Origin of the sequence: Leptolyngbya subtilissima AS-A7 (assembly GCF_039962255.1) — a bacterium.
Classification (GTDB): domain Bacteria; phylum Cyanobacteriota; class Cyanobacteriia; order Phormidesmidales; family Phormidesmidaceae; genus Nodosilinea.
Window position 1 is genome coordinate 199177 of sequence record NZ_JAMPKY010000007.1, and the last position, 25169, is coordinate 224345.

Sequence of the window (25169 nt, forward strand, 5' to 3'; positions counted from 1 at the left end):
TGATTCGCCTCTAAAAGCAAGTTTCTTAAAGGGAGCTATTAAGCAATAAAGTTTGGTTTAAATTCAGAGAAATTTCAAGTTGAGTATCTGCGTAGTTAATAGGATATTGGTCGGGTGAGTGCGATCGCATTGCTGCGAGCATTTTGCCAAATTCAACTATTGAGTATATGCAAATTTATAGAACATGCATTTAAAAAATCCCTTGCTAGCTAACACCAAATCCGAATTTCATAACCCCGATTTCATATAGGTCAAACTGTAGGGGCAATTGGCATTTGACCTACTAAATTGGCAATCCTGTAGGGGCGTAGCGTGCTACACCCTTACAAATCACGCGTATTCATGCGGGATTTGGTATAGGCAGGTGAAATGGTTCTATAGCCAATCTCACCTGAACAATTATGCTGATGCGGTGAAGATAGCAGCTTTAGCCTCTTGGCAAACTTGGGGCGTCGGGTCGATCGTTGATGCTGATGCAGTAGCGATTGCGGCCCGCCAGTTTGGCCTGGTATAGAGCGGTATCGGCAGCAGCCAGTAGCTCACTGGGCAACTTTTCCTGGAGGGGTACGCAGCAGGCGATGCCAAAGCTCAAGGTAATGTGGTCAGCTACTGACGAAAACCCATGGGGCAACCGAGCCTGGGCAAACTGCTGTTGAATTCTAGTCGCCACTGCCATCGCCCCCACTAGCGTAGTTTTGGGCAATAGCACCACAAACTCTTCGCCGCCGTAGCGAGCCAGCACGTCCCCAGGGCGTTGAATATGATCCTTCAACAGTTGGGCCACCTGCTGCAAACACCGGTCCCCGGCCGGGTGCCCGTAGTGATCGTTGTAGGGTTTGAAATAATCTACATCACACATGATCAGGGCCAGAGAGGTAGTGGCCCGCTGGGCCTGGGCCCACTCTTGCATAAATACCTGATCGAAATAGCGTCGGTTGGCTACTTGGGTGAGGGCATCTGTAGTGGCAACCCGGCTTAGCTCTCCGTTCGCCTGCTGTAGTTGCTGAGTCAACTCTTGCAGCTGCATCTCCGCCCGCATCTGGGCATCGATGTCTTGAAACGCCCCATAAAGACGTGTGCAGGTGCCGTCGACAAACTCCGCCTGCCCTAGCGATCGCACCCAACGTAGATTTCCCTTAGCGGTTATTACCTGTAGCTTTTCATCCCAGGGTTGCCCAGTGAGGCGCGCGCACTCGATAACCGCCACCATACGCTGGCGATTAACTCCTGGGGGATAAAAATTGAGAGCCGTCGCCAGGGTTGGCTCAAAATCGGCATCTACCTCGTGGATTTCTCGAGTAATGGGAGTCCAGTGCACCAGGTCCTGCTGTAAATCGACTTCCCAACCGCCAACGCGAGCGACGCTATTAGTCTGCTCTAAAAAGACTTTGGTGCGCTGAAGCTCTTCTTCCATGTGCTTGCGCTGGGTGATGTCGCGCCCCTCCGGAATTAGCAGCACCACCTGACCTTGATCATCTAAAACCGGCCGCAGGGAGAAGTCGATGGTCATCATCTGCTGATTGACCCCCTGCAACGTCACCTCATAGCGCACAAACTCGCCTTGGCCAGCGGCGGCGATCGCCTGCTTAAGCTGGGCCTGGGTTTCGCGGGAAAAATTCCACCAGCCCGTTTCCCAAAAGAGGCAACCCACCACATCTTCTCGCGCAAAGCCACCAAAGGTCAGGGCAGTCTGGTTGGCCTCCAGCAAAATACCTTCTGGCGTCAGCAGGCCAATAAACTGATACATCTGGTCAAAGATTGCCTGAAAGCGCTGCTGGCTCTCCCGCAACGCCTTCTCCGCCGTCACCCGGCCAGAGATATCCCGCACCATCACTAGCGCTTCGTCCCCCTCTAGGGGCACAATCCGCGCCTCTTCGTAGAGGGGCTTACCATTTATAGTGATGGCGTACTCGTAGATCTGGCGCTCTCCAGTGTCGAGGGCCTGGTGAATAAAATGCAGCCGCTGGTCGGCCAGCGCCTGAGGCAGCATCTCGTAGAGCGACTGGGGACGGTTGGTGTCAACGTCGCCGCAAAGGGTGATTTCACCACCCGAGATGAAGTCATAGCGCAGACCCTGCCGATCGATGCGCATGAGCAGATCGGGAATCGCTGACAACATGGCCTGTTTGGTGGCTTCACTCTCTTGCAAGGCCAGCTCGGTTTGCTTACGCTCGGTGATGTCTTGGATGTAGCCCAAGAACTGGGCAACGGTGCCGTCGTCGGCATAGATTACCCGAGTAAAGTCATCGATCCAGCGATACTCGCCGTTGGCGTGGCGCAGCCGATAGGTTTGGGCAAAGCACTGGGTTTTTGCCGTCGTAGCTGCGGTTACCTCTGCCTTTACCCGTGCCACATCTTCAGGATGAATTAAGGCAGCGAAGGCCACCCGCCCCTCTACCAGCGTCTTCGGTTCATATCCCAGTTGGGCCTGCACGTTGGGAGAAATATATTCCACTGGCCAGTCAGCTGTCGTTCCCCAGCGGATGACCATCGTTGGGCCGCCGATGAACAGGCTGCGCTCTTCCTCGAGGGCTTGCTCTATCTGCTTGCGATCGCTGATGTCCTGCACGATCGCAATGTCTGAAATCGCCTGCCCCTCGGCATCGCGCAGGATAGACAGCACTAGATTTGTCCACCGCACGCTGCCGTCTTTATGGAAATAGCGTTTTTCTAGCGTGACTGACGAGACCTCTTCCGCATAGAGTTTGGCTAGGGCGGCTTCAGTTTCTTGTCGCTCATCGGGATGGGCAATGTCTTGATAGCGCAGCTGGAGTAGTTCTGCCTCGTTGTAGCCCAACATGTCGCAGTAGGCCTGGTTAGCCTGCAAAAAATAACCGTCTAGGGACGCCTGGTTGATGCCCAGGGCGGCCTGCTGAAAGATGGCCCGCAGCCGACTTTCACTCAGGCGCAGGGCTTCCTCTAGCTGCTTTTGTTCAGTAATGTCAGTGGCGACGCTATCTAAGCGAACCGGCTTGCCCTCTGGGTCATAAACCACCCGCGAGCGATCGTGCACCCAGCGCACCTCTCCATCGGCTCGGGTAATGCGATACTCCAGATCAAAACGTTCTTGCTCACCAAGCTGCCCCAAAAATTGCTCAATCTTGGGTTGGTCGGCAGGGTAAATCAGACTGTGCCACAGATTAGTGGCACTCAAAAAAGCCTCCTTAGAATAGCCATAGAGAGTCTCTACAGCAGAATTGACGTACCGAGTTGTCATCGTCGGTAAATCAATTGACCAAACCACGCCGTTGATATTGCTGAGAATGTTGTCAAGCAACGAGTGCTCGTGGGCGAGCTGACTTTGAACAACCCGTAATTCCTCGGTGCGTTCTTTAACCTGCTGGGCAAGCATTTGGTTGAGATGCTCCTTGAGAGCCTCGGCCTGCTTACGCTCAGTAATATCTCGCAGAATAGACAGGTGAAAGTGGGGAGAAACGTTGGCCGTAGCCGCATACTCCACAATTCGTTCTTCCCCGTTGCCTACCCTTAAGGCAATTTCTCCCTGCATGTGCCCCTGGGCCAAAAACATCCGCCACTGTTGATGCAGGTCAACCCCAGGGTGCAAAACACAAAAATCGGCAATGGTGCGGCCAATTATCTGGTCTCGAACACAGTTCAGCAGCTTGCAGGCAGCAGGATTGACCTCAACATATCGACCCTGATCGTCAACAATGAGCATGGCATCCAAGGCCATGTTAAAGAGGTTGCGACCTTGAGATTCTAAAGCCACTCCCTCTTCCCCTAGGTCAGCCTGAGGTAAGGGGCCAAGGTTTACAGGCAACCCATTAGGAGTTAGAGACACAATAAAGTGTGGGCGAAAAACAACAGGGAAATGGAGACACCTCAGGTGGGCAGGTTTCACCACACCAGGGTTTTTAGAAAACGTGGGGCAAAAAGTAAAATCCTAAGCGTGAATATAATCTGAGTCGTTTAACCACTAATTTAGGGCGGCGGCAGCCCTCTTTCTGTATCACTACCGCTATGCCCATATCAATGGACCTATATTTCCCAACTGCTTGGCAATTTATCCCGCCCAATCTATTTCTCTTTCAGCAACAAACCCGTTGAGGGTGCTGGCGCATCTACGGCCGGGTTTCTCTAAAGGGCAGTTATTGCAGCAGTTGATTTAGTTAGGACACCTTGACAGGCGGAATCCTCTAGTAGGGGCACTGCAATGCCCCTACGTCGAACCTATCCCAATCCAATGGACATTTGCAATATCCTGCATCAGATGCCAACAAAACAGCCCCTGCCAGAAGTTACTGACAGGGGCTGTTAATTCAAGGGGGCAAGCGCTTAGCTAGCAGCGGCACCGCTGCGGCTGTAGGTAGCCCAAAAGCTAGGGTGCACCTTGCCCTGGATGTGGTTCCAGTATTGGGCAGCTTCGGCGGGCAAGCCAGCTTCGGTAGCTAGACGAGCTAGCATCGATTGCTGACGCTGCTTCACAGAGCGATGACGGTTCATCATGCTCATGCGGGCTTTGTCTTCGGTGCTAAGGGCAGTTGCCATGGCGGGGGCTGCGATCGCAGGCACGGTCGATGCCGCAACCACGGGTACAGCCTCAACCACAGGCGCTGCCTTAGGAGTACCAGTCTGGTAACCCACACCGCGATAGACCAAGTCTAGGGTGGGCTGCTGCACGGTAGCTTTCTTGACGGTGCGAAATCGAATATCTACGCCGCGGAACTTGCCAACTTCATCGGTTAAGTTGGATTCCACAACGGGGGGATTATAGTCGTAGCTTACGCCGCGATAGGTGAGTTTCATGGGGTCGCCTCCAAAAGATCAAGGGTTTGATCAGAACATTGGGGCGCGTTCCTTCGGGGGCTATTAACCCCTACTTCCGTCTCGCTTTAGCCAGTAACGAAAAAGCGAGATGAACGAATTTCTGATTACTTCTGTATAGTAAGCTACGGTTTTGGCAAATGTCAAGGCAAGTTCTATTCCGTATAAGCTTCTACACAATCCCGTATGCGTTGTAGGTCAGGCCTTTGAAGCACTTAGCGGCAGCTCAGAGAAAATTTGCCAAACTTGCCCATCGTGACGGAGCAAGGTGAGAGTGGGCACTTCAAACTCTGCCGAGAAAGGTCGGTGCTCAAACTCAGCCCAGGCCTGGTGAAAGGCAGCGGGCGCAAGGTCACGAAAGCCAATGGTAACGTGGGGCGTAAAGGGCCAAGAGGCGCGGCGATGGTCAGAACCAGTTCGGTAGCCCTCCCGCAGCCCAAAGTGTGTTTCTAGATGGGTTACTAGGGCTGGTTGAACGGCCATTAGCGCTGCCGTCTGATGCACATCTACATAAATCACTCGTGGCGGAAAGGCGCCAAACCCTTCTAAAACGATGGGAATGGGCCGCTGCTGATGGGCAAATCTGTGCAGATGGTGCTGTAGCTCGTCTAACCGCTCTAGAGACCAATTAAAGGGCGGCTGTAGAGTGATGTGAGGCGGCGATTTCAGGGCCGCCCTGCTGCCAAAGCGACGCTCAACTTCCTGCTTGATGGCAGTAATGGCATCCTGCACCGGCTGAGGCGGCAGTAGGGCGACAAAAAATCGAGCAGACTTTGGCGATGGGCTGGCCATGGAGGGCAAACCTTAGCGATGAGAATTTGGGCTAGGGCCAGCGATCGCGATCCCTTTCATAAAACGACAGCCGAGCGTAACCCATAAAGGTAGATTTCACCGTTTCGCCCACTGGGTAAGCCGTTGCCCCGAACAGATAGACCCCACCAAAACGAGGATTCCGCACGGGCCGCAGGGCCAAGGTGATAGGTACCCCAGGTTCAGCAGGTGGGTCGAAGGAAATCGTCAATTCGCGGGCGTCTTGGTCCTGGGTAAGTTCGCCTAAGGGTAGCGACACCCGACCATTAGGGGTATTGGCAAAGGCTTCAGTAGCTTCTAGCCGATAGCGAAAAATTGGGTCATAGCCTTCATTCAGGCGAATCACCACCCGATCCAGTGGCTCAACTGCCGCCTCGGGAAAGTCAAAGGTGAGGTAGTAAGTGACATTGCTTTCGCTGACCAGATTGCGGGTAGCGTAGCTTTCGGTCAAACGCGGCGGGTACGAAAAACCGACAGTGCCGTCAGAGTACTGAATTGCCGGGGCAGAGGTTAGCGCTAAAAACCCCCAGGTAGATCCCAGAGTTAGTAGACTGGCACCGACCAAAGCAACGCTTCGTCTAAACGATGGCCAAGGTAGAGATGGAGACATAACGCGATCGCGGCAAAGGGCTACCTCACCGGTGGAGACGGCGACATCGCCAACTGAGGCTAGATACCTCAAGTCTAGCGCTGTCAGGCCGAGAACTTGGGCCGAGAATCTGAGATCGCGCTAGTTGTCAAATAGGTTGAGCTGAAGTTCTGGCTTTACCCGCATCACCACCAGAGTCATGTCGTCGTCGTTGCTGCGATCGCCCCCAATGAAGCGATCGATCAAGTCAAAGGTGTAGTCTAAAATCGCTTCGGCTGAAGTGCAGTTGCGGCAAGCCCACTGGAGAGCCCGCTCCAGGTTTTCTTCCTCAAAGCGCTCACCGCGAGGGTTAGAGGCCTCGGTAAAACCATCGGTGTAAAACACTACCGTGTCGCCCGGCTGGAGTTCTACCTCGGCTTCGCAGTACTCGGTATTCATATCCAGCCCCAGCAGCATACCGGGGGTATCAAGCCGGGTGATGGTGTTGGTGGCCGCCTGCCACAGCAGCGGTGGATTGTGGGCGGCGTTGCCGTAGGCTAGGCGGCGAGTTTTAGGGTTGTACTCGGCATAGAACAGCGTCACAAAGCGGTTTGAGCTTTCTAAGTCGCTGTGCATGACGAAATTTAAATCTTGCAAAATGCGAGCGGGCGAATGGCCGTTGAGCACCTCAGTTCGCAGCATACCCCGCATCATGGTCATGATTAACCCAGCGGGAACCCCTTTGCCCATGACATCCCCAATGGCAAAACTCCAGGGGGCTGCTGCCGTCTGCTGAGAACCGGCCTGGCGTAGCTGGTCAAAGGTGGTCGGGATAAAGTCGTAATAATCGCCGCCTACCTTGTGGGCAGTGCGGCACTTAGCCGCCAGATCCATCCCCTGGATGGCGGGGCACTCGCGGGGTAGAAGCTGCAGCTGAATTTCAGCCCCAATTTCGAGCTCGCGATCGAGGCGCTCTTTTTTGCGCACCGCCGCTGTTAGTTCATTGTTTTCGATCGCTACGGAGGTTTGGTCAGCCACCAGGCGCACCAGCTTTTGGCGGGTCTCCGTCCAAGCATAGTCGGGGTCGCGGCTAAACACGTAGAGCCTCCCCCGCTCTACGTTTTGCACGATAATAGCGGTGCCAAACAGCTGAAACTCGTCACCCAGGTAGCGGTTGACCTGGCGATCGAGTGCCAACATAGCATTGCGCGCCATCGACATCATGGTGCTCTCAGGGGCAGCCTTAAAGCTAGCCGTCACTTGGCGGGTAGCAGCCTCTAGGGCCGATCGCACATCCTGGCACTGGTCTTCGCTCTGGCAGTGCAGTCGCTCTAGACGGACCTGCCCATCCGCTCGAAACAGCACCAGGGCACCGCCGCTAGCATCAGTTACCCGACTGGCGATCATGGGAATCAGCTCTAGGAACTGATTCAGGTTGTTGAGGCTGCGTAGAGCAAACCCTAGCGAACTGAGCAAATCCTGGATTTTGTACTGCTCACGCTGCAGCCGAGCCACCAGTTCCTTGAGGGCAAACACGGGTGGAGTATCTGGCAGAGCGCTACTGCTAACGCTCTCAAAAGAAGGTGATGGCCCGGATGGCATGGGAAAAGCTGTCATGGACGACCTGTGCAAAATGCTCTCGTGAGACTTAACGAACCAAATGACCAACTAAATATAGGGGCTAACCGAAAAACTGGCGTACGTCTTTGCCCTTAGACGTAGAAAATCCCCATTTTTGGCGGCATACAGCAACTTTTGCGAAGGTAATCCCGGCCGGCTGCAACCGGGGATAGCCCATAGTAGCGCACAAATTGAAGGCCAAGAATAGCATTCTCGAAAGGACTTAACTACCCCTGGGGAAGGAGATTAGCCAGTGAGGCTGGAAGCGAGGCATGGTTAGTTTTTTACCCATGGCCCTGGTGCGATCGCCACCACCCTCGGCAAAGCGCCAAAGCCTCCTCCTGGCTACGACACACTAGCGGGTAATCGAGTTGAGGACGATTCAAAATATATAGAGAAATCTCTAGCTGTTCAGCGATCGCGCACTTGATATCTTCTCCCCCAGGTGCGCCAGAGGCCTTGGTGATCACCTGAGTGATGCCCCACTGCTGCCAGAGGGCGCGTTCTAGCTCAGCAGTAATGGGAGGACGTAGAGCGATCAGGCGATCGGGAGTAAAGCCCGCTAGTAGGGCAGCCTCCAAGGCTACCGACGACGGCAGGATACGGGCAAATAGGGTAGCCTGGGTCTGCCAAGGGGCGAAGTGGTGCAGCCAGCGATAGCCCAGGGTCAGCAACGTTCGCTGTTTCAGCAAAACTTCAGGGGTGAGCAAGGCTTGAAGGTCTTCTATATAGTAAACACGCCCATTAGAAGAGGATTCTATAGCAGGACGCTCGTAGCGCCAGTAAGGGAGGTTAAAGGCTCGAGTAGCGGCGATCGCCCCTTGCGAAATTTCCACCGCAAAGGGATGCGACACATCCAGCACTGCCCCAATGTGCTGAGCCCGAATGAACTCTCCCAGCGACGCCACGTTCAGGCCCCCAACTAGAACCTTTAAATAAGTACTTTTTTTATAGGCATGCTGCGCGATCGCCGTTGTCACCGTAACCAAACAGGGAATCTGCTCCGCCACCAAGGCAGCAGCCAACTCCACCGCCTCCCCTGTACCCCCAATCACCCACAGGACTGAACCTCGATTGTCCACAAATTCCCCTCACTATCGTGTGTTCCTCCAAGCCGCAAAAGGGCGTCTCTCTACCCCCTCGCCTCAAAAAATTGCAGCAGACTCGTGGGTCTGTCCCTACACTCTGCTACCCTTTCCCTCATGATCTGCCTGGCCCGGCCATGAACCAACTGCTGCTGATTCCTATTGTTGCGTTTGCAAAGCTGCTGACCCTGGCCCTGCGTATATCCGGGCGGGGCTCGGGCACCGCCTTGCCAGGTTATCTGGTCGGCCGCTATTTTCCCTTTGTGCTAGAGGCACTGGTCAGCCAAATTCCGGTAGTGGTGGCTATTACCGGCACTAACGGCAAAACCACCAGCCAGACGATGCTCAGTGCCGTGCTTGATCAAGTTCCGCGGGCCAAGGTGCTGCGCAACAAAGCCGGGGCTAACCTCAGCCAGGGTATTTTGTCAGAGCTCCTTAAGCAGAGCAACGCCGTTGGCCGCCTCGACTTTACCCACGCAGTCCTCGAAGTAGAAGAAGCCACCCTGCCTCGCATCGCCCGGCTGCTCAAACCCAATATCATCGCCGTCACTAACCTTTACCGCGACCAGCTCGATGCCTATGGCGAAATCGATCGCACCGAAAAACTGATTCGCGACGGCATCGCCCAGTGCCCCACCGCCGCCGTGGTCGTCAATGGCGATGATCCCCGCACCTCTCGCCTCACCCACGGGCTAGAGAACGCCACCTACTTTATGTCGCTTGCCCCAGAGTACGCCCGGTTTTTACCCTACGAGGGCAAGCTCAACAGTCGGGTCCCTGGCAGTCAAGGGCTGGAGGCGACGAACATCCACATCAACGAAGACCTGACCACCGACTTTTCGGTTCAGGGGCAAATCAATCATGAAACGGTGCTCCTGCCCGAGGCTAAGACGGTATCGCCAGGATTCTTTCATGTTTACAACGCGCTGACTGCGATCGCGATCGCCAACCTTCTCGGTATAGACGGAGCCACCGCGATCGCCGGGCTCAAAACCTTCAAGCCAGCCTTTGGTCGAGGCGAAATCCTTACCCGTCAGCAGGGCGACAAACAGGTCAACTACCGCCTCCTGCTGGTAAAAAATCCCGCCAGTTTTAGCCTCAGCCTAGAGCTGCTGCGCAATATCCCTGGCCTTAAACTTATCCTCGCCATCAACGACAACACCGCCGACGGCAAAGACGTTTCCTGGCTGTGGGACAGTGAACTCGAAAGGCTCAACCAGGCCAATATTGACTGGATTTTCTGCACTGGCGTTCGCGCTAAGGATATGGCAGTGCGGCTAAAGTATGCGCTGGATGTTCCCCCCAGCCCCATCCCAACCGAAGAATCGATCCGCCAGACAATTGATTTATCCTTTAAGGAGGCTGGTTCTGGCGACACAGTGTTTGTGCTGCCCACCTACACGGCCATGCTCGAATTTCGCAAGCTCATGGGCAAAACCTTGGATGTGGTCTAACCTACCCATCTACTCCCCTACCCATCCACCCCCTACCCATCCATGCCCTACGCCCTCACCATTACCCACCTCTACCCCGACTACCTCAACCTCTACGGCGACACCGGCAACCTCATCGTGCTGCGCCGCCGCTGCCAGTGGATGGGCATTGACTGCGCGGTGAAACCCTTGACCATGGAAGAGGTAGCCCAGAGCGGTCAGACCGATCTTTACTTTATGGGCGGCGGCCAAGATATGGACCAGGTGGCGGTAGTCAATGACTTCCACCAGCTCAAGCACGAGGCCATCAGGGCCGATACCGAGGCGGGAGTAGTATTCCTAGGGGTATGTGGGGGCTACCAGCTCATGGGCAACACCTTTCTGATGGGCAATGGCGAAGAAACCCAGGGGCTGGGCATCGTCAACGTCAACACCCGTGCCCCCAGCACCGACGTCAAGCAGCGATGCATCGGCAACCTGGTTGTGGAAATTAACTCTACCGGCTACGCCGAGATGCAGACCATGTACACTACCCCTCGAAAAATTCCTCGTACCCTAGTGGGGTTTGAAAACCACTCAGGGCAAACGTACCTCGGCGAGGGCGTAGAGCCCCTAGCTAAAACCATCGCTGGATTCGGTAATAATGCCACCGCCGAGTACGAGGGCGCGCGTTACAAAAACGTTTTTGGCAGCTACATGCACGGGTCGCTGCTACCCAAAAACCCACATTTTGCCGATTACCTGATTGGGCTAGCCCTACGCCGCAAGTACGCCGATGTCAATCTTACCCTGCCCACCCTGACCGATACCGAAGAATTTGCCGCCCACGAGTTCGTTGTTCAGCGCTACAGGTAATCCTGAGCCATGAAGGCAACCTCTAAGGTTCTGGTGGGCCGACAAAAAAGTCCGTGGCTGGCAGTTAATCTATCCGCAGCGCTGCCTGGCATGGGGCAGATTTATGACGGTGCGATCGCCCGTGGTTTAGTCATCATCACTGCTCACCTAGGGCTCATTGTCTTCATCTTCTGGTCGATCTTCGCACCTAGGGGCAACACCCTGCGAGGGCTGATGACCCTCATTCCATTGATCAGTCTTTATCTATTTAATCTGTGGGATAGCCACCATGGGGCCAAACAAGGCATCACCCTCAACGAGTTCAGCCCGCTGCGCTACCAGTCTAGCGATCCCTGGTACCCCGTGTTTCTCTCCCAGATATTACCGGGGCTAGGGCACCTATTTTTGCAGCAGGCCACCGTAGGGGGTACGCTACTAATCTTAGGCATTTTCACCGCCTACCTAGCCAATTTCAACTCAGCTCTGCTACCCATACCGCCCATTATTTGGGCGCTGGGTTGTGGGTTGGTCTACCGAGTTGCTCCTGCCCGTCAGCGTCAGTGGAGCTGGTTAGGAGGGCTGCTCGTAGCAGTGCTAATTACCCGTCTGGCGATCAGCTCCATCCCATTTGTCGTGCCGCAAAAAGTGGTGCAGTGCATTGTGCCCAGCGAGTCGATGCTGCCCACACTAGAGGTGCACGATCGCATATTTGTTCGCCCCCGCCCCTTCGAGTATCCCCTAGCCGTGGGCGACATCGTTGTCTTCTCTAACCCTGAGCGCACTCCGATTGAACAAGCCGGAGAACTCAAGAATTTGATGGTGAAGCGGGTCATTGCTCTGCCCGGTCAGCAGGTAGAGATTCGCGACGGCCAAGTGTGGCTTAATGGCATTCCCCTAGTCGAGTCTCACCTAGTCGCCCCTATCCTCTACCAATGGGGGCCAAAAACGGTACCCACTGACCACCTGTTTGTACTCGGCGACAACCGCAACAACAGTCGCGATTCCCACGTGTGGGGGTTTCTGCCCCGAGCTCACGTGGTGGGCAATGCCTACAAAATCTATTGGCCACCCCAACGAGTACAGCCTTTACCTTAGTTGAGAATATTCTCAACTACTTTATTCGTTCATCACAAATTTAAATTGTTGGATTTTCAGTCTTTTTTAGAGTTAGATCAATCTCCCATCAGGGTAATTTAAGGGTGATTTTGTTTGCCAAAGGCCAATCTGAACAGCTGCCGCCATATTTATATGGTTTTCACATGTTGACAGTCTGACTTCACCGACTGCTCACAATGATAGTCCGGGTCAGGGCTAAGCTAGCCAACAGGCGTATCTTAGGAAAGCCTAAATATGTATGTCGTCACTATGCAAAAGGATTTACGTCATGCTTAGGTACGCTGATCACACTCTAGTAGCGACTTTATGAGTCCTAAAGTACACAACTTCATGATCAAGTTAAAAACTTGTTAATGCAGTTGAAGACAGCAGGTGAGTGTATAAGTCTGGCGTAAGCTACGGTAAGAATACTTAAGCTAAAGATTCATTCGACTCAACTTAGTTCCCCAGCTCACGACTAAATAGAATTTTCAGAAAGGAGAGTTTTCATTTAATATAGGCAGTGTTTTACTAAGACAAATGAGTTGAAATTTAGCTCAGCTTCCGCAGGTTGAGCGCGTCAGTTCGAAGACCAGAACTTCCTAGTTTTATTAATTTCTAGAGGGTTTATGAAAGCAGTTATATTAGCTGGTGGTTTAGGTACTCGCTTAAGTGAAGAGACTAGCATTAAGCCTAAACCCATGGTTGAGGTTGGGGGCTATCCAATCCTCTGGCACATCATGAAAATTTATGCTGCCCACGGCATTAACGAATTCATCGTTTGCTGTGGCTACAAAGGCTATGTCATCAAAGAGTACTTTGCCAACTACTTTTTGCACATGTCAGATGTAACCTTTGACTTGCGTTACAACCAAATGAATATTCATAACGGTAACGCCGAACCGTGGAAAGTCACGCTAATCGATACTGGCGCATCGACGCTGACCGGTGGACGTCTCAAGCGGGTAAGAGAATATATTGGGTCTGAGCCCTTTTGCTTCACCTATGGTGATGGAGTTAGTGATGTAAACGTCACCGAACTCATTAAATTCCACGAAGAGCAGGGTACCCTAGCCACGCTTACCGCAGTCAAGCCCCCTGGTCGATTTGGAGCCATCTCCCTACATGAGGGGCAAACCACGATCGCATCCTTCGCTGAAAAAGCCGATGGCGATGAAGCCTACGTTAACGGTGGCTATTTTGTCTTAGATCCTCAAGTAATCGACTTTATCCCCGATGAGGACGTCATGTGGGAGCATGAACCCCTAACGAAGCTAGCTGAAATGGGACAACTGTCAGCCTACCGTCACGACGGCTTTTGGCAACCCATGGATACCCTCCGAGATAAAAATAATCTTGAAGGATTATGGAAATCTGGAGAAGCTCCTTGGAAAGTTTGGTAATCCAAGCCTTTTCCAAAACAGCCTGCATAACTGCACACTAGAGCAAACATAATGTCCAATACCTACGACTACGCCATTGTTGGCGGTGGCATTGTGGGCCTGGCTACAGCCATGAAGCTGAGCCAAATGCTCCCCAGCGCCAAAATTACTGTCATCGAAAAAGAGTCCTCCTGGGCCTATCATCAAACAGGTAACAACAGCGGAGTTATTCACTCCGGCATCTACTACAAGCCCGGCAGCTTCAAAGCAAAATTCAGCCGAGCCGGTTGTCAGTCAATGGTGGACTTTTGTCGCCAGCATGACATTCCCTATGACGTCTGCGGCAAAGTCATTGTCGCGACTCAGGAGAAAGAACTACCCCTCCTAGAAAATCTCTTTCAGCGTGGTCTTCAAAACGAGATTCCCGTTACCAAGATTACGCCAGAGCAAGTTAAGGAGATCGAACCCTACGTTAACTGTATTGCCGCTGTTAAGGTAGATTCAACCGGCATCGTTAATTACAAAGCCGTTTGTCAAAAGTACATCGAGATTATTCAAGAGGCGGACAACGACCTCCGCTTGAATACCAAGGTACTAGGTATCTCCTTAGAACCACAAAATGTAGTTCTAGAGACGAACAAAGGCACCATCAAAGCGAAGTTTTTGATCAACTGCGCTGGGCTATTCTCGGACAGAGTGGCCCAGATGGCTAACCTCAAGCCCTCAGCCAAGATCGTACCTTTCCGCGGTGAGTACTACGAGCTTGTGCCCGAGAAGCGGCATATGGTTAATACCCTGATCTATCCGGTACCCAACCCCAGTTTCCCCTTCCTTGGGGTGCACTTTACCAAAATGATTGATGGTAGCGTGCATGCTGGCCCTAACGCAGTCCTAAGCCTGAAGCGGGAAGGCTACAAAAAGACCGATTTTGATCTGAAAGACTTTGCTGAAGTGATGGCTTATCCAGGCTTCTGGAAGCTGGCCTCCAAGCATGCAGATGAAGGTGTCCGCGAGATCGTTCGTTCTTTCAGTAAAGCGGCCTTCGTTAAAAGCTTACAACGCCTCATTCCAGAGGTTCGTAGTGAAGACGTTGTCCCCACCCATGCTGGGGTACGGGCTCAAGCGCTAATGAACAACGGCAGCTTGGTTGATGACTTCCTCATCGTTAACGGAGAGCGGTCAATTCATGTCTTGAACGCGCCGTCTCCGGCAGCCACATCATCTCTGGAAATTGGTAAGGAGGTTGCCTCCCAAGTGGTTAATGCCACGGCTCCAACCTCCGTCGCACTCTAGTCCTACTCAAACAGGTAATTCACCCATGAAAGTATTAGTTACTGGTACAGAAGGCTATCTTGGCTGTTTGCTGGCACCGTTGCTCCTGCAAAAAGGCCATGACGTGATTGGCGTTGATACCGGCTTTTATAAAGCAGGCTGGCTATACAACGGTATTAACTCGTCGGCTAAAACCCTAAACAAAGATATTCGCAATATTGAAGCTGCCGATCTTGAGGGTGTGGAAGCCATTGTTCACATGGCTGAGCTCTCTAACGATCCCCTAGGTAAGCTCGCCCCCAACATCACCTATGACATCAACCACAAAGGGTCTGTGCGCCTAGCGGAATTAGCCAAGGCCGCTGGGGTACGTCGCTTTGTCTATATGTCATCCTGTAGCGTTTACGGGGTTGCTGAAGGCGATGACTACGTCACCGAGGAGTCTGAGGTCAACCCTCAAACCGCCTACGCTAAATGCAAAACCCTCGTAGAGCAAGATCTGAAGCCCATGGCGGACGACGACTTCTCTCCCACCTTTATGCGTAATGCCACCGCCTATGGGGCATCTCCGCGCATGCGTTTTGACATTGTGCTCAACAATCTCTCGGGGTTGGCTTGGACAACCAAAGAGATTCGCATGACCAGCGATGGTACTCCCTGGCGTCCTTTAGTGCACGGTTTAGATATTGCTAAGTCAATTATCTGTGCCCTCGAAGCTCCCCGTGATATCGTCCACAATCAGGTCTTTAACGTCGGCGACACCAACCACAACTACCAGGTGCGCGAAATTGCGACGATTGTTGCAGAAACTTTCCCTGAATGTCAGCTGAGCTTTGGCAAGCCCGACACGGACAATCGCAGCTATCGCGTATCCTTCGACAAGATCAATAGCGTGCTGCCTGGGTTTAAGTGCGACTGGGATGCCAGACGTGGTGCAGAGCAACTTTTGAAGGTGTTCCAGCAAATCGATATGACCGAAGAGATGTTTACCTCTCGCGGCTTTACCCGTCTCAAGCAGCTGGAGTATCTCATTCGCACCCAGCAAATTGATAAAGATTTCTTCTGGAGCTAGCCATGATTTTTGAAGCAACTAATCTCAAAGATGCTTTTGTCATCGATCTCGAAATTCGCAGCGACGACCGAGGCGGCTTTGCTCGTACCTTTTGCGCCAAGGAATTTGAAGAGCATGGGTTAAAGCCCATGGTTGCTCAGTGCAACATGTCCTTCAACTACAAGAAGGGTACTCTGCGGGGCATGCATTATCAGCTTGCCCCGGCAGCCGAGACTAAGCTGGTGCGCTGCACCCGCGGCGCTATCTACGATGTCATCATCGATATTCGCCCCGATTCTCCGACGTACATGCAGCACTTTGGCATTGAGCTAACCGCTGACAACCGTAAGGCGCTCTATGTACCTGAGCTGTTTGCCCACGGCTACCAAGCATTGACTGACGATGCTGAAGTGATCTACCAGGTAGGCGAATTTTATTCCCCTGGTTATGAGCAGGGTATTCGTTATGATGACCCCACCTTTGGCATTGAATGGCCAATTCCCGTGACGGTTATTTCTGAAAAAGATGGTCAGTGGCCTCCCTTTAAAAGCTAGGTAATCTTCTGCCAGTTCTTTGCTGAGACGAAGTTCTCCGCCAAAGAACTGGCCTTTATTGAGCTATTTCAATCTAATCTATCGCTTAGGTTTAAACACCATGTTTATTGTTGATACGGCGCTAAAAGCCAGACAGGAAGCCGGCAATCCGGTTCGAGTGGGGATGATCGGCGCGGGGTTTATGGGGCGCGGGGTCGCTAACCAAATGCTCAACTCTGTGCCGGGTATGGAGTTGGTAGCGATCTCAAATCGCAACGTAGATACCGCTAAGCGGGCTTACCAAGAAGCAGGTGTCGAGGACATTACCGTCGTCTCCACTGTGGCTGACTTGGAAAACAGCATTGCAGCGGGCGGCTATGCTGTTACCGATGACCCGATGCTGCTGTGTCGAGCAGAGGGTATTGATGCTCTGATTGAAGTCACTGGTGCCGTAGAGTTTGGTGCCCATGTGGTGATGGAGGCGATCGCCCACAAAAAGCACGTCGTGCTCATGAATGCTGAGCTAGATGGCACCATTGGCCCTATTCTCAAAACCTATGCCGATAAAGCTGGGGTGATTTTGTCAGCCTGCGATGGCGACCAGCCTGGCGTTGAGATGAACCTCTACCGCTTTGTTAAGAGCATCGGCCTTACTCCGCTGGTGTGCGGCAATATTAAGGGCCTACAAGACCCCTACCGCAACCCCACTACTCAAAAGGGGTTTGCCGAACAGTGGGGGCAGAATGTAAACATGGTAACCAGTTTTGCCGATGGCACCAAAGTCTCTTTTGAGCAAGCTATCGTTGCTAACGCCACCGGTATGACCGTCGCTAAACGCGGCATGTTGGGCCACGATTTCAGGCTGCACCAGGATGAGTTGGTCAAGCAGTACGATCTCAACTACACCGGTCACATTGACGACCTAACCAAGCTGTACGATGTCGACCAGCTCAAGGAACTGGGCGGCATCGTTGACTACGTCGTAGCGGTAAAACCCGGCCCTGGAGTCTATGTATTTGGTACCCACGACGATCCCAAGCAGCGCCATTATCTGAACCTATACAAGCTGGGTGAGGGGCCTCTATACAGCTTCTACACCCCCTACCACCTGTGCCACTTTGAAGTGCCACTGTCAGTCGCCCGCGTTGTCTTGTTTGGCGACGCCGTTATGACTCCCATTGCTGGCCAGAAGGTTGATGTGGTGACCATCGCCAAAATCGACCTGAAAGCTGGTGAGACTATTGACTGCATTGGCGGCTTTATGACCTACGGCGAGTGCGAAACCGCTGAAATCACCGCGGCGGAAAACTTGCTTCCGGTGGGTCTAGCTGAGGGCTGTAAGCTAAAGCGGGATGTTGCTAAGGATCAGGCGTTAACCTACGACGATGTCGAGCTTCCTCCTGGGCGTCTGTGCGACAAGCTGCGGGCTGAACAAAACGCTATGTTTGCTCCGCAAAAATCCCTTGCCGGGGTAGCGTAGCTAGGGTAATTCCCTATTGCTCAACAGACTTAATGTAAGAGGGGAAGTCCACGATGGGCTTTCCCTTTTTTATGATCTTGCTGAGGGGAATGAATGCTTGAAAAGCAAAGTGGGATACACCACGGCTGCCGGATCTGAAGAGGGGCGATCGCATATCTAGGCAGATGAACATGGATGAGCTTGCCGATCTACATTGCTAACCCACTCCTTGTCGCTAGCTATAGCGGGTCAAGTTGACGCGATAGCGCTCTTTTTTAGTAACGGCGACTTCACCAATTTCGAGCCTTCCCTTGCCGCGAATTGCGATTAAGTCCCCAGTGGCCAGGGTGTGGCTGGCTTGGGTGATCGGCTTCCAATTCACGCGTACATCGCCGCTGTTGATGAGGTCAGCCATTTTGCTGCGCGACATGCCAAACCCGGCGGAGGCCACCGCATCGAGTCTCAGGGATGCTTCAACAGTGGTCAGGTCTTTTTTCTGAGGAGCACGCACCCGCAGTTGATCCCACTCTAGGGGTTGAGTCTTTACAGGTACAGAGCGTACTTGAGTAAGGGACTGGGTGAGAAATTCTGCCAGTTCAGGCACAACGATCGCCTGCGCCCCCCGCTCTCCAAGCACGATGATGTCGCCCACTTTGCCACGGTGCAGGCCGGTGCCGAGCAGGGCCCCTAAAAAGTCCCCATGGCTAGCGGGATCGAACATAAAGTTTCCCCCTACCGTCAGCAGCGATAGGGGAATCTGGGTCTGATCGAGGGGAATATCGGCTCGCGCGATCGCCAGCCGCTGGCGCTCAGCCTGGGGATACCCACCCCAAGCGAGGCTGTGAACATCGGTCAATCGCTGGAGCAGCGCTGCGGCCTCGATTTGCTCGGGGGGCGACAAAAAGTCGGTAACGACGATATCCCAGGTTTTGATGGCCTGGTCGGCCTGGTCTAAAACACGGGCCAAACAGTCGCGGTTGTCACTCGATTTCAGCAGGTCATCCTTGGGTAGCATGGGCAGAGAGCGTTTAGCGACAGATCAGTGATGGTGGTGGACTTGGGCAAACCCAACCTTCGGGCACTGATCCTAGCTTACTGTCAGGCAGACCTGGGGCAGAGGAGGGAAACTAGGTGGTTATGGGTTTCAACCTGACCACCTGGTTTCTGCAGCGGTAGTTAGTTGGCGATCGCTTCAGTTACCTCCTTGCGCTTGGCATAAATGCTCTTTAGGTGGCGCTTCACTGTATTGACGGTGATGTAGAGTTCCTGAGCGATCTCGTCGTAGGTGCGATTGGCTCGGCGCAGCACCCACACGGCTCGCTCACGGGGGGTGAGGTCATACTGCAATGCTTCAAGCATGGCAGAGGCGTGGGCTGCACGGGTTTGATTTTCTAAAGACACCAGCAGATAAGCACTGGCCGTAGCAGGCAGTTCGAGCCACTGAATACGGGCTCGAATTTGGTGTCCAGAGCAAGACGTAAATTCTTGGGTGAGCACCAGCATGGTTTCGGGGTAAAACTCACGGCTTTCTAGGAGGTGCACACACATAGCTTTAAGCCCAGGGGGCAGAAGATTCGTACTATCACTGCCGCTGAGATCGCGGCAGAGGGCTCTACCCTTCTGATTGCTATGTACGCAGGTGCCGTCTTCGGCCAAGACCAAAATTCCATCAACAAAGCCTTCGAGCACGGCGCTGAGCAGGGGTAGATTAGCCTGGGTTGCTGGGGAAGCAATAAAACGAGAATTAGAGAGAGTGGTGGATGAACTCATAGTGACCATGGGGCTACCTGGTTTAAGACACGACAGAGTTAAGGGAGTCATCCGGGAACACAGCCGGTTAAGTTGCGCTGGGATGGTTTGCGCTGGAGTTTTCAGTAAAGAGAACCTCAACCTGGAGGGTGGGATCTCCGCACACTAGGGACAGTTTTCTAAGTGGTTTCTACAGGGTTGCAGCGGCGGCGAAGGTGAATCGCCCGTAAAAATACGGATAAAACTGACAGATTCTTCACCAAGATGAAGCGTTGTTCTGGAAAGTTTGGCAAGTTTCTATGGCAATTTGCTGACTTTTTGAGTCATTTATTTGGTAATGGAAACCGGTCTCGGGTTAAAGGGCTTGCATAGATGCTGTTCGCCACGTTCTGAGCAGATTGAGCAAGGCTCAGTAGCTACCAGAGCGCCCGGCCCAATCTGCTGCACTAGTCGCTAAGTTGTTGCAGCAATTTGATGAGACGGTTGAAAAAGTAAGGGCTTATCTATATTGTTATGGGCATTCCATTGGGCTAGGGGCCATAGTAACAAGTATGATATCGGCCAATCGACGACTGTTACGACGTTTGCGGGGGGGCATGATGGCCGCTGCGATCGCACTTCCCTTCCTCTATCCAACACTGCATGTGGCAAGCTATGCCCAGGAAGCACCGCCAGCGGCGGCAGAGGCCGCCCTCAACCAAGGGTTGAGCCTCATTCAGCAGGGGCAAATCGACGGTGCTCTGGCCCAGTTTCAGCAGGCGGCAGCCCTAGACCCCACCCTGGCTGCGGCCCATTACAACGTTGGCCTAGCCCTGCGCCAAAAAGGTGAGCTACAAGAGGCAGCCTCCGCGTTCTGGGCAGCAATTCGAGCTGATCCGCAGTTTGCGCTGGCCTACGCCAACCTAGGCGGGGCTCTGATCGAAGGCAATAACCTTGATCAGGCCGAACAGTATTTGCAGCGGGCGATCGCCATTCAGCCCGACTTGGGCAATGCCCATTACAACCTGGGCTTGGTTTATCAGTCTCAGGGAAAATTTCCCGAGGCACTGGCGGCGTTCGAACGGGCAGGTCAATATAGCCCCAACGCCCCCGAGTCATTTTTGCAGAGGGGCATTATCTACCTACAAACCGAGCGCAACGCCGAAGCCGAGGCTGTGCTGCAACAGGCTCTGACTCTTCAGCCCCGGTACGCGCAAGCCCACTACAACTTGGGAATTGCTCGATTCAACCAGGGTCAAACCGAGACTGCTCTCAACTCGTTTCGCATAGCGACTCAAATCAACGGTGGCTACGCTGACGCCTACTACAGTGCTGGGCTAGCCTTTATTCAGCTTGGTCGTTTTGCTGAAGCCCGCACCGTGCTGGAATATGCCAAAAACCTCTATATCACCATGGGTAACCCAACCTGGGCAGCTAAAGCCCAAAGTCACCTAGGGCAATTGCCCGAGAGCTAGTGAGTTTGAAGGGGTACGGTTTAGCGATTTACACGACTATTTCACTACCGAAGCACTATCGAAACTTGAGCTTGCGAGAGGCGTAGAGGCACATTTTCAGCAAGATTAGCCCTTCTCTAACGTGGGCAATATTTGAGCTCCCATAGGTGCGAGGCTGGTAGCGAATTGGCACTTCCACAATGTGGAGGTTGAGCTTAGCAGCCCCAAACAGCAGGTCAAAATCCCCAAAGGGGTCGAAGTCGCCGAAGTAGCTGCGCCCGGCAGCAATACGCTTATAGTCGCGTCGCCACAACACTTTGGTGCCGCAAAGGGTGTCTTTAAGCGGCTGCTCTAGCAAAAATGAGAAGAGCAGAGCAAAGATTTTGTTGGCCACCATATTGAGCCAGGGCATGGCGGTCGTAGAGCGAGGGTAAACCAACCGCGATCCGTTGGCAAATTCTCCCCGACCTGAGGCCAGCACTTCGACAAAGTGGGGCAAATCTTCTGGGGGAACGGTCAAATCAGCATCGAGAATAAGCAGAATGTCGCCGCTGGCCTGGTCGAACCCGAGCCGCACTGCATCCGCCTTGCCCCGCCCCGTCTGCTGGAATGCCTTCAGCGTAAAAGGCCCTCGATAGGTCTGCACTAAATCCTGAATGGCTTGCCAAGTCTGGTCACGGGAGTGGCCTTCGACAAAGATGACTTCGGTATGGGCACCCAGTTGGGGCAGCCGAGCCACGGCAGCGGCAACGTTTCCCGCCTCATTTCGAGCTGGAATGATGACGGAACAGGTCGGCTGATCTGAATTGGGAACGGATTGAGGCCGAGCCACGATAAAGGTGGTCAAGCACAGGTGCTTAACCACGGGCAGAGGCGCTAGATAGCGATTCACCAAGCCAGCTATCCCCGGCACAAACTTGGGCCAGAGAAACCGATTGCCCCGCTGAAGGGGGCGATAGCCGGTGATGGTGAGTAGGTTAGCCACGTCATCCATGCTCAGCCAGTTTTGGGGGGGTTGGGGGCGGCGCTGTCCTATCCGTTCGGCTAGGCCCAGCAGGGGCTCCCAAAGGTGGCTGTGGAAGGTGAGAATGAGGCGAGTGTGGGGCTGGCAGAAGGGCTGCAACCGCTGGAGCACAGCTTGAATATCGCCTAGGTAGCCCAGCACTCCTGACAGCAGAATGTAGTCGAACTGGCGGTGTTCTAAAGCCAGCTGAGCGGGCTCGATCGCCTCAGCATCTAGCGTGTAGAAGGCAAGCTCAGGGTATTTTTGGCTGGCGATCGCCGTCACCGCCGGAGCAAAGTCAATGCCTACCCCAATCGCTGGAGCGGTGGCATGGAGCAGGTCACCAGTACCGCAGCCGACTTCTAGCACGCGGCTGCCGGGTGGAATAATAAATTGATGAAGCCGAGCCAGATCGCCGTAGTAGTAGCGGTTGCGACGACTCCAGCGATCTAGCTCGGAGGCAGTGTAATCAAAGTAGGCCCGGATATCTTGCTTGAAGTCTTGCTTGGGGGCCTCAAGCAAATTAGTGGAATGGGCTTGAATCACAGACGTTTAGGACTTCTTGAGGGGCTCAGCGGCGTCATCCCGCTCAATGTAAAGGAATAAAAAGGCCATGGCAACAGCGGGAAAGACAAGCCCCACCAAAGGAACCAGAATAGAGGGTAAGAATGCAGCTGGCATAGGGTTTCTACCTCAATAGCAACATCACAGCGTTGAGCATAAGACTACTGCGAATCGGCGTTCTATATGTCTATCTTGTTACAAACTTTCTCACTCGACGGGTTTGCCTCTTCCAAGAGCAGACGGCTGTGCCACCAGGCTTGGGTTTCGCGATCGAGCTTGGCAGTGTAAAGGGTGGTGACAAAGGACTGAGCTCCATAGCCCTGACCGACAATTTCAACGCAGTAGGAGGGCGACTTGCGGGTGGCCATATCGGGCACAAATCGCTTGCCAATGCGCCGCCAGCTGGGCTCTTTGCCCCGCCACTGAATGCGACAGCAGGGCCAGGGTAGCTGATCGCGATCGAACAGGCGGCAGCAGGGACCGACGACGCGGTAGGTGAGATGCGCCCCTGGGCTCTGAAAAACATGGCCCGTAGGCCAGGGATGCTCTGAGGAGGGCGGCAGGGGCGGTATCATAACAGCATGTAACAACTGGCCAATGTTGAAGTAGTCTACGGGATTTTCTATGGCTGAGCCAATTACTCCAGCGGTGAGCGATCGCATCTGTAAGCACATGAACGACGACCACACTGAAGCGGTCCTGCTTTACGCCACCGCCTACGGCAACCAACCCACCGCCACCGCCGCCGTGATGGAATCTGTGGACCCCGAGGGCATGACCCTGGCGGTGACCGTAGACGGAGCCCCAACCACTGTGCGAGTGCCCTTCGACCACACCTTGGAGGGGGCCGAAGATGCCCACCACACCCTAGTTGCCATGCTCAAACAGGCAAAAGCCAGAGCTTAAGCTGGGATCTTTACCATGAGCGTCTCCATTCAATTTTTGCCCGATGGCGTCACCGTCGAAGCCGAGGTGGGAGAACCCCTGCTGGCGGTGGCCGATCGCGCTGGGGTGAGCATTCCCACCGGCTGCCTCATGGGGTCGTGCCACGCCTGCGAAGTGGACTTGGAGGGGCAAGCAGACCCGATCTGCGCCTGTATTTCGGCAGTGCCGCCGGGCCACGACGCGCTCGTCGTCAACCTTTACGTCGACCCCACCTGGTAGGGATTCTGCCTGGCATCGATCAGCTACGCTCTGAAGCCTTTGCTCAACGTCGGCAAGAGGCGGCGCTGGCGAGATGGGATAAGGGTTGAGGTTGCATTGCGATCGCCCCCAGTCACCAACTCCTGCAAGTACCCCCAGGCCTGTTGTTGAGCGGCATCCCAGCTCAAATGTTGGCGGTAGTGCTGCCAAGCCGAGAGGGCTAGGGCTTGGTAGCGTGGGTAGTCGGCCATGACGGCGGCAATATATTGGGCGTATTCAACAGCGGTGGCCTCTACCTGGAAGGCTCTGCCGTTAACGTCGGTTTGCAATACGGTGGGAATGCCCCCTACAGCGGCGGCCACGCAGGGGAGGCCGGCGGCGTTAGCTTCACTAATGGCAACCCCAAAAGTATCGGCCTTGGTGGGAAAGATTAAAAAGTGGGCAGTGCTGAGCAGGTGAGCAAATTGGGCCTCACCCTCGGGGGTAGCGCGTTCAATGAACCCGAAGGAGCGCACAAAACTGGGGCGATCGCCCACCCATTTAGGTTCGCAGCCGACGACCCAGAGTTCAGTCTTTACGCCCTGCTGGTTGAGGGTTTGGGCCACCTCTAGAGCTAGCGGCCCACCCTTGCGCTCCCAGTCCACCCCAAGAAACAGCAGTCGACAAGGGTTTGGCGGCCGCTGCGCAATCAGGGCTTCTACCTCAGACTGAGTCAGATCCTGAGCTCGGCTGGCCCCACGGGGAATAATGCGAATTTTGTCGGCGGGCAGACCGTAGAGATCGATCGCAGACTGGGCCGCCCATTGAGAGGTGAGAATGACGCGATCGCACCGTTCTAGGGCCTCCTTCTCTACAGCGTGCAGCCGCCGTCGAGTCTCGGGGCACAGATTAGTTAGATAAGGATAAAAATCTACCAGGCTGCCCAACAGCGCATCGGTCCACAGCACCGTGGGCAGTACCGTGCGCACCCGTGCTAGGGGAATGGCGTTCTCAGGACAAAGCAGCAGGTCAGCCTTAAATTGGGCGAGTTGAGCTTCAAGCTGGCGAGCGTAGTAGGGCGCAACCCAGGGTTCCACAGGGCTGTAGTAGCTCTGCCCCAGGCGTTGGTAAAGTAGCCACTTGAGCCGAGTAATCGGCACCCTGCGCCGCTCCAGCGGACCGAGAAATTCCAGTTCAGCCCCAGCACTTTGCAGGAGTTCAGCAATTTTTTGCCCAGCTCCATAGAGGCCCAGATGGCGACGGGGCCAGGAGGCACGATCGCGCACATTATAAGTAGTAGCGTAGGCAATTCTCATATGAATAAGGGTTGAGCTATGGCTAGCCCAACCCTCTCAGCGACTGAGCCTAGAA

Annotated in this window: 23 protein-coding genes and 1 riboswitch; of the genes, 11 read left to right on the forward strand and 12 right to left on the reverse strand. The window is 54.0% G+C overall.

Annotation, left to right across the window (positions count from 1 at the left end; all coding sequences use genetic code 11):
- Positions 1–427 precede the first annotated feature (427 nt).
- From NC979_RS16375 to NC979_RS16400, 6 genes are all read right to left on the reverse strand, one after another.
- The gene (locus NC979_RS16375) at positions 428–3730 is read right to left on the reverse strand and encodes a PAS domain S-box protein (protein ID WP_190517481.1); all 3303 of its coding nucleotides are present in this window, start codon (positions 3728–3730) and stop codon (positions 428–430) included.
- 566 nt (positions 3731–4296) lie between these two features.
- Positions 4297–4767 carry a glutamine synthetase inactivation factor IF7A gene (gene gifA, locus NC979_RS16380; RefSeq protein ID WP_190517483.1) on the reverse strand — a complete coding sequence of 157 codons (471 nt, stop codon included), beginning with the start codon at positions 4765–4767 and terminating at the stop codon, positions 4297–4299.
- A 42-nt stretch (positions 4768–4809) separates the two neighbouring features.
- A riboswitch (Glutamine riboswitch) is annotated at positions 4810–4885 on the reverse strand.
- A 98-nt stretch (positions 4886–4983) separates the two neighbouring features.
- Positions 4984–5577 (reverse strand): 2'-5' RNA ligase family protein, encoded by a 594-nt coding sequence (locus NC979_RS16385; protein ID WP_190517485.1) that lies wholly within the window; start codon positions 5575–5577, stop codon positions 4984–4986.
- Positions 5578–5608: 31 nt separating this feature from the next.
- On the reverse strand, positions 5609–6160 hold the full coding sequence (locus tag NC979_RS16390) for a DUF2808 domain-containing protein (RefSeq protein WP_190517487.1): 552 nt from the start codon (positions 6158–6160) through the stop codon (positions 5609–5611).
- 165 nt (positions 6161–6325) lie between these two features.
- A complete protein-coding gene (locus NC979_RS16395) occupies positions 6326–7780 on the reverse strand; it encodes a PP2C family protein-serine/threonine phosphatase (RefSeq protein WP_190517489.1) in 1455 nt (484 codons plus the stop codon).
- Positions 7781–8067: 287 nt separating this feature from the next.
- A complete protein-coding gene (locus tag NC979_RS16400) occupies positions 8068–8865 on the reverse strand; it encodes a cobalt-precorrin-6A reductase (RefSeq protein ID WP_190517491.1) in 798 nt (265 codons plus the stop codon).
- Positions 8866–9005: 140 nt separating this feature from the next.
- Between NC979_RS16400 and NC979_RS16405 the strand changes: the two genes are divergently transcribed.
- From NC979_RS16405 to NC979_RS16440, 8 genes are all read left to right on the forward strand, one after another.
- A complete protein-coding gene (locus NC979_RS16405) occupies positions 9006–10322 on the forward strand; it encodes a Mur ligase family protein (protein WP_190517494.1) in 1317 nt (438 codons plus the stop codon).
- A gap of 42 nt (positions 10323–10364) precedes the next feature.
- Positions 10365–11156: a type 1 glutamine amidotransferase gene (locus NC979_RS16410; protein ID WP_190517496.1), complete on the forward strand. Its 792-nt coding sequence runs from the start codon at positions 10365–10367 to the stop codon at positions 11154–11156.
- Between the two features lie 9 nt (positions 11157–11165).
- Positions 11166–12230 carry a signal peptidase I gene (gene lepB, locus NC979_RS16415; protein ID WP_190517498.1) on the forward strand — a complete coding sequence of 355 codons (1065 nt, stop codon included), beginning with the start codon at positions 11166–11168 and terminating at the stop codon, positions 12228–12230.
- Between the two features lie 629 nt (positions 12231–12859).
- Positions 12860–13633, forward strand: a complete 774-nt coding sequence (rfbF, locus tag NC979_RS16420; RefSeq protein WP_190517501.1) for a glucose-1-phosphate cytidylyltransferase — start codon at positions 12860–12862, stop codon at positions 13631–13633.
- A gap of 51 nt (positions 13634–13684) precedes the next feature.
- Positions 13685–14905, forward strand: a complete 1221-nt coding sequence (lhgO, locus tag NC979_RS16425) for an L-2-hydroxyglutarate oxidase (protein WP_190517503.1) — start codon at positions 13685–13687, stop codon at positions 14903–14905.
- A gap of 25 nt (positions 14906–14930) precedes the next feature.
- The gene (locus NC979_RS16430; protein ID WP_190517505.1) at positions 14931–15956 is read left to right on the forward strand and encodes an NAD-dependent epimerase/dehydratase family protein; all 1026 of its coding nucleotides are present in this window, start codon (positions 14931–14933) and stop codon (positions 15954–15956) included.
- 2 nt (positions 15957–15958) lie between these two features.
- Positions 15959–16489, forward strand: a complete 531-nt coding sequence (gene rfbC, locus NC979_RS16435; RefSeq protein WP_190517507.1) for a dTDP-4-dehydrorhamnose 3,5-epimerase — start codon at positions 15959–15961, stop codon at positions 16487–16489.
- A gap of 100 nt (positions 16490–16589) precedes the next feature.
- Entirely contained in the window at positions 16590–17948 is a 1359-nt protein-coding gene (locus tag NC979_RS16440) for an NAD(P)H-dependent oxidoreductase (RefSeq protein ID WP_190517510.1), read from the forward strand.
- Between the two features lie 214 nt (positions 17949–18162).
- Here NC979_RS16440 and NC979_RS16445 read toward each other — a convergent pair whose 3' ends face one another.
- A complete protein-coding gene (locus NC979_RS16445; protein ID WP_190517512.1) occupies positions 18163–18942 on the reverse strand; it encodes a photosystem II electron transport protein, Sll1252 family in 780 nt (259 codons plus the stop codon).
- A gap of 161 nt (positions 18943–19103) precedes the next feature.
- Positions 19104–19706 carry a helix-turn-helix transcriptional regulator gene (locus NC979_RS16450; RefSeq protein ID WP_190517515.1) on the reverse strand — a complete coding sequence of 201 codons (603 nt, stop codon included), beginning with the start codon at positions 19704–19706 and terminating at the stop codon, positions 19104–19106.
- A gap of 521 nt (positions 19707–20227) precedes the next feature.
- On the opposite strand from NC979_RS16450, the gene NC979_RS16455 reads away from it, so the two are divergent.
- Positions 20228–21130 carry a tetratricopeptide repeat protein gene (locus NC979_RS16455; RefSeq protein ID WP_242023951.1) on the forward strand — a complete coding sequence of 301 codons (903 nt, stop codon included), beginning with the start codon at positions 20228–20230 and terminating at the stop codon, positions 21128–21130.
- Between the two features lie 55 nt (positions 21131–21185).
- Here the strand turns inward: NC979_RS16455 and NC979_RS16460 are convergent, their stop codons facing one another.
- From NC979_RS16460 to NC979_RS16470, 3 genes are all read right to left on the reverse strand, one after another.
- A complete protein-coding gene (locus NC979_RS16460) occupies positions 21186–22658 on the reverse strand; it encodes a glycosyltransferase (RefSeq protein WP_347403913.1) in 1473 nt (490 codons plus the stop codon).
- Positions 22659–22664: 6 nt separating this feature from the next.
- Entirely contained in the window at positions 22665–22793 is a 129-nt protein-coding gene (gene psaI / locus NC979_RS16465) for a photosystem I reaction center subunit VIII (protein ID WP_190517518.1), read from the reverse strand.
- Positions 22794–22855: 62 nt separating this feature from the next.
- A complete protein-coding gene (locus NC979_RS16470) occupies positions 22856–23251 on the reverse strand; it encodes a DUF8632 family protein (protein ID WP_190517521.1) in 396 nt (131 codons plus the stop codon).
- Positions 23252–23300: 49 nt separating this feature from the next.
- On the opposite strand from NC979_RS16470, the gene NC979_RS16475 reads away from it, so the two are divergent.
- Positions 23301–23582, forward strand: coding sequence for a DUF2470 domain-containing protein (locus NC979_RS16475; protein WP_190517523.1), 282 nt, complete (start codon positions 23301–23303; stop codon positions 23580–23582).
- Positions 23583–23597: 15 nt separating this feature from the next.
- A complete protein-coding gene (locus tag NC979_RS16480; protein ID WP_190517525.1) occupies positions 23598–23840 on the forward strand; it encodes a 2Fe-2S iron-sulfur cluster-binding protein in 243 nt (80 codons plus the stop codon).
- Positions 23841–23863: 23 nt separating this feature from the next.
- On the opposite strand, the gene NC979_RS16485 is transcribed toward NC979_RS16480, so the two are convergent.
- Entirely contained in the window at positions 23864–25114 is a 1251-nt protein-coding gene (locus NC979_RS16485; RefSeq protein WP_190517527.1) for a glycosyltransferase family 4 protein, read from the reverse strand.
- Positions 25115–25169: the final 55 nt, after the last annotated feature.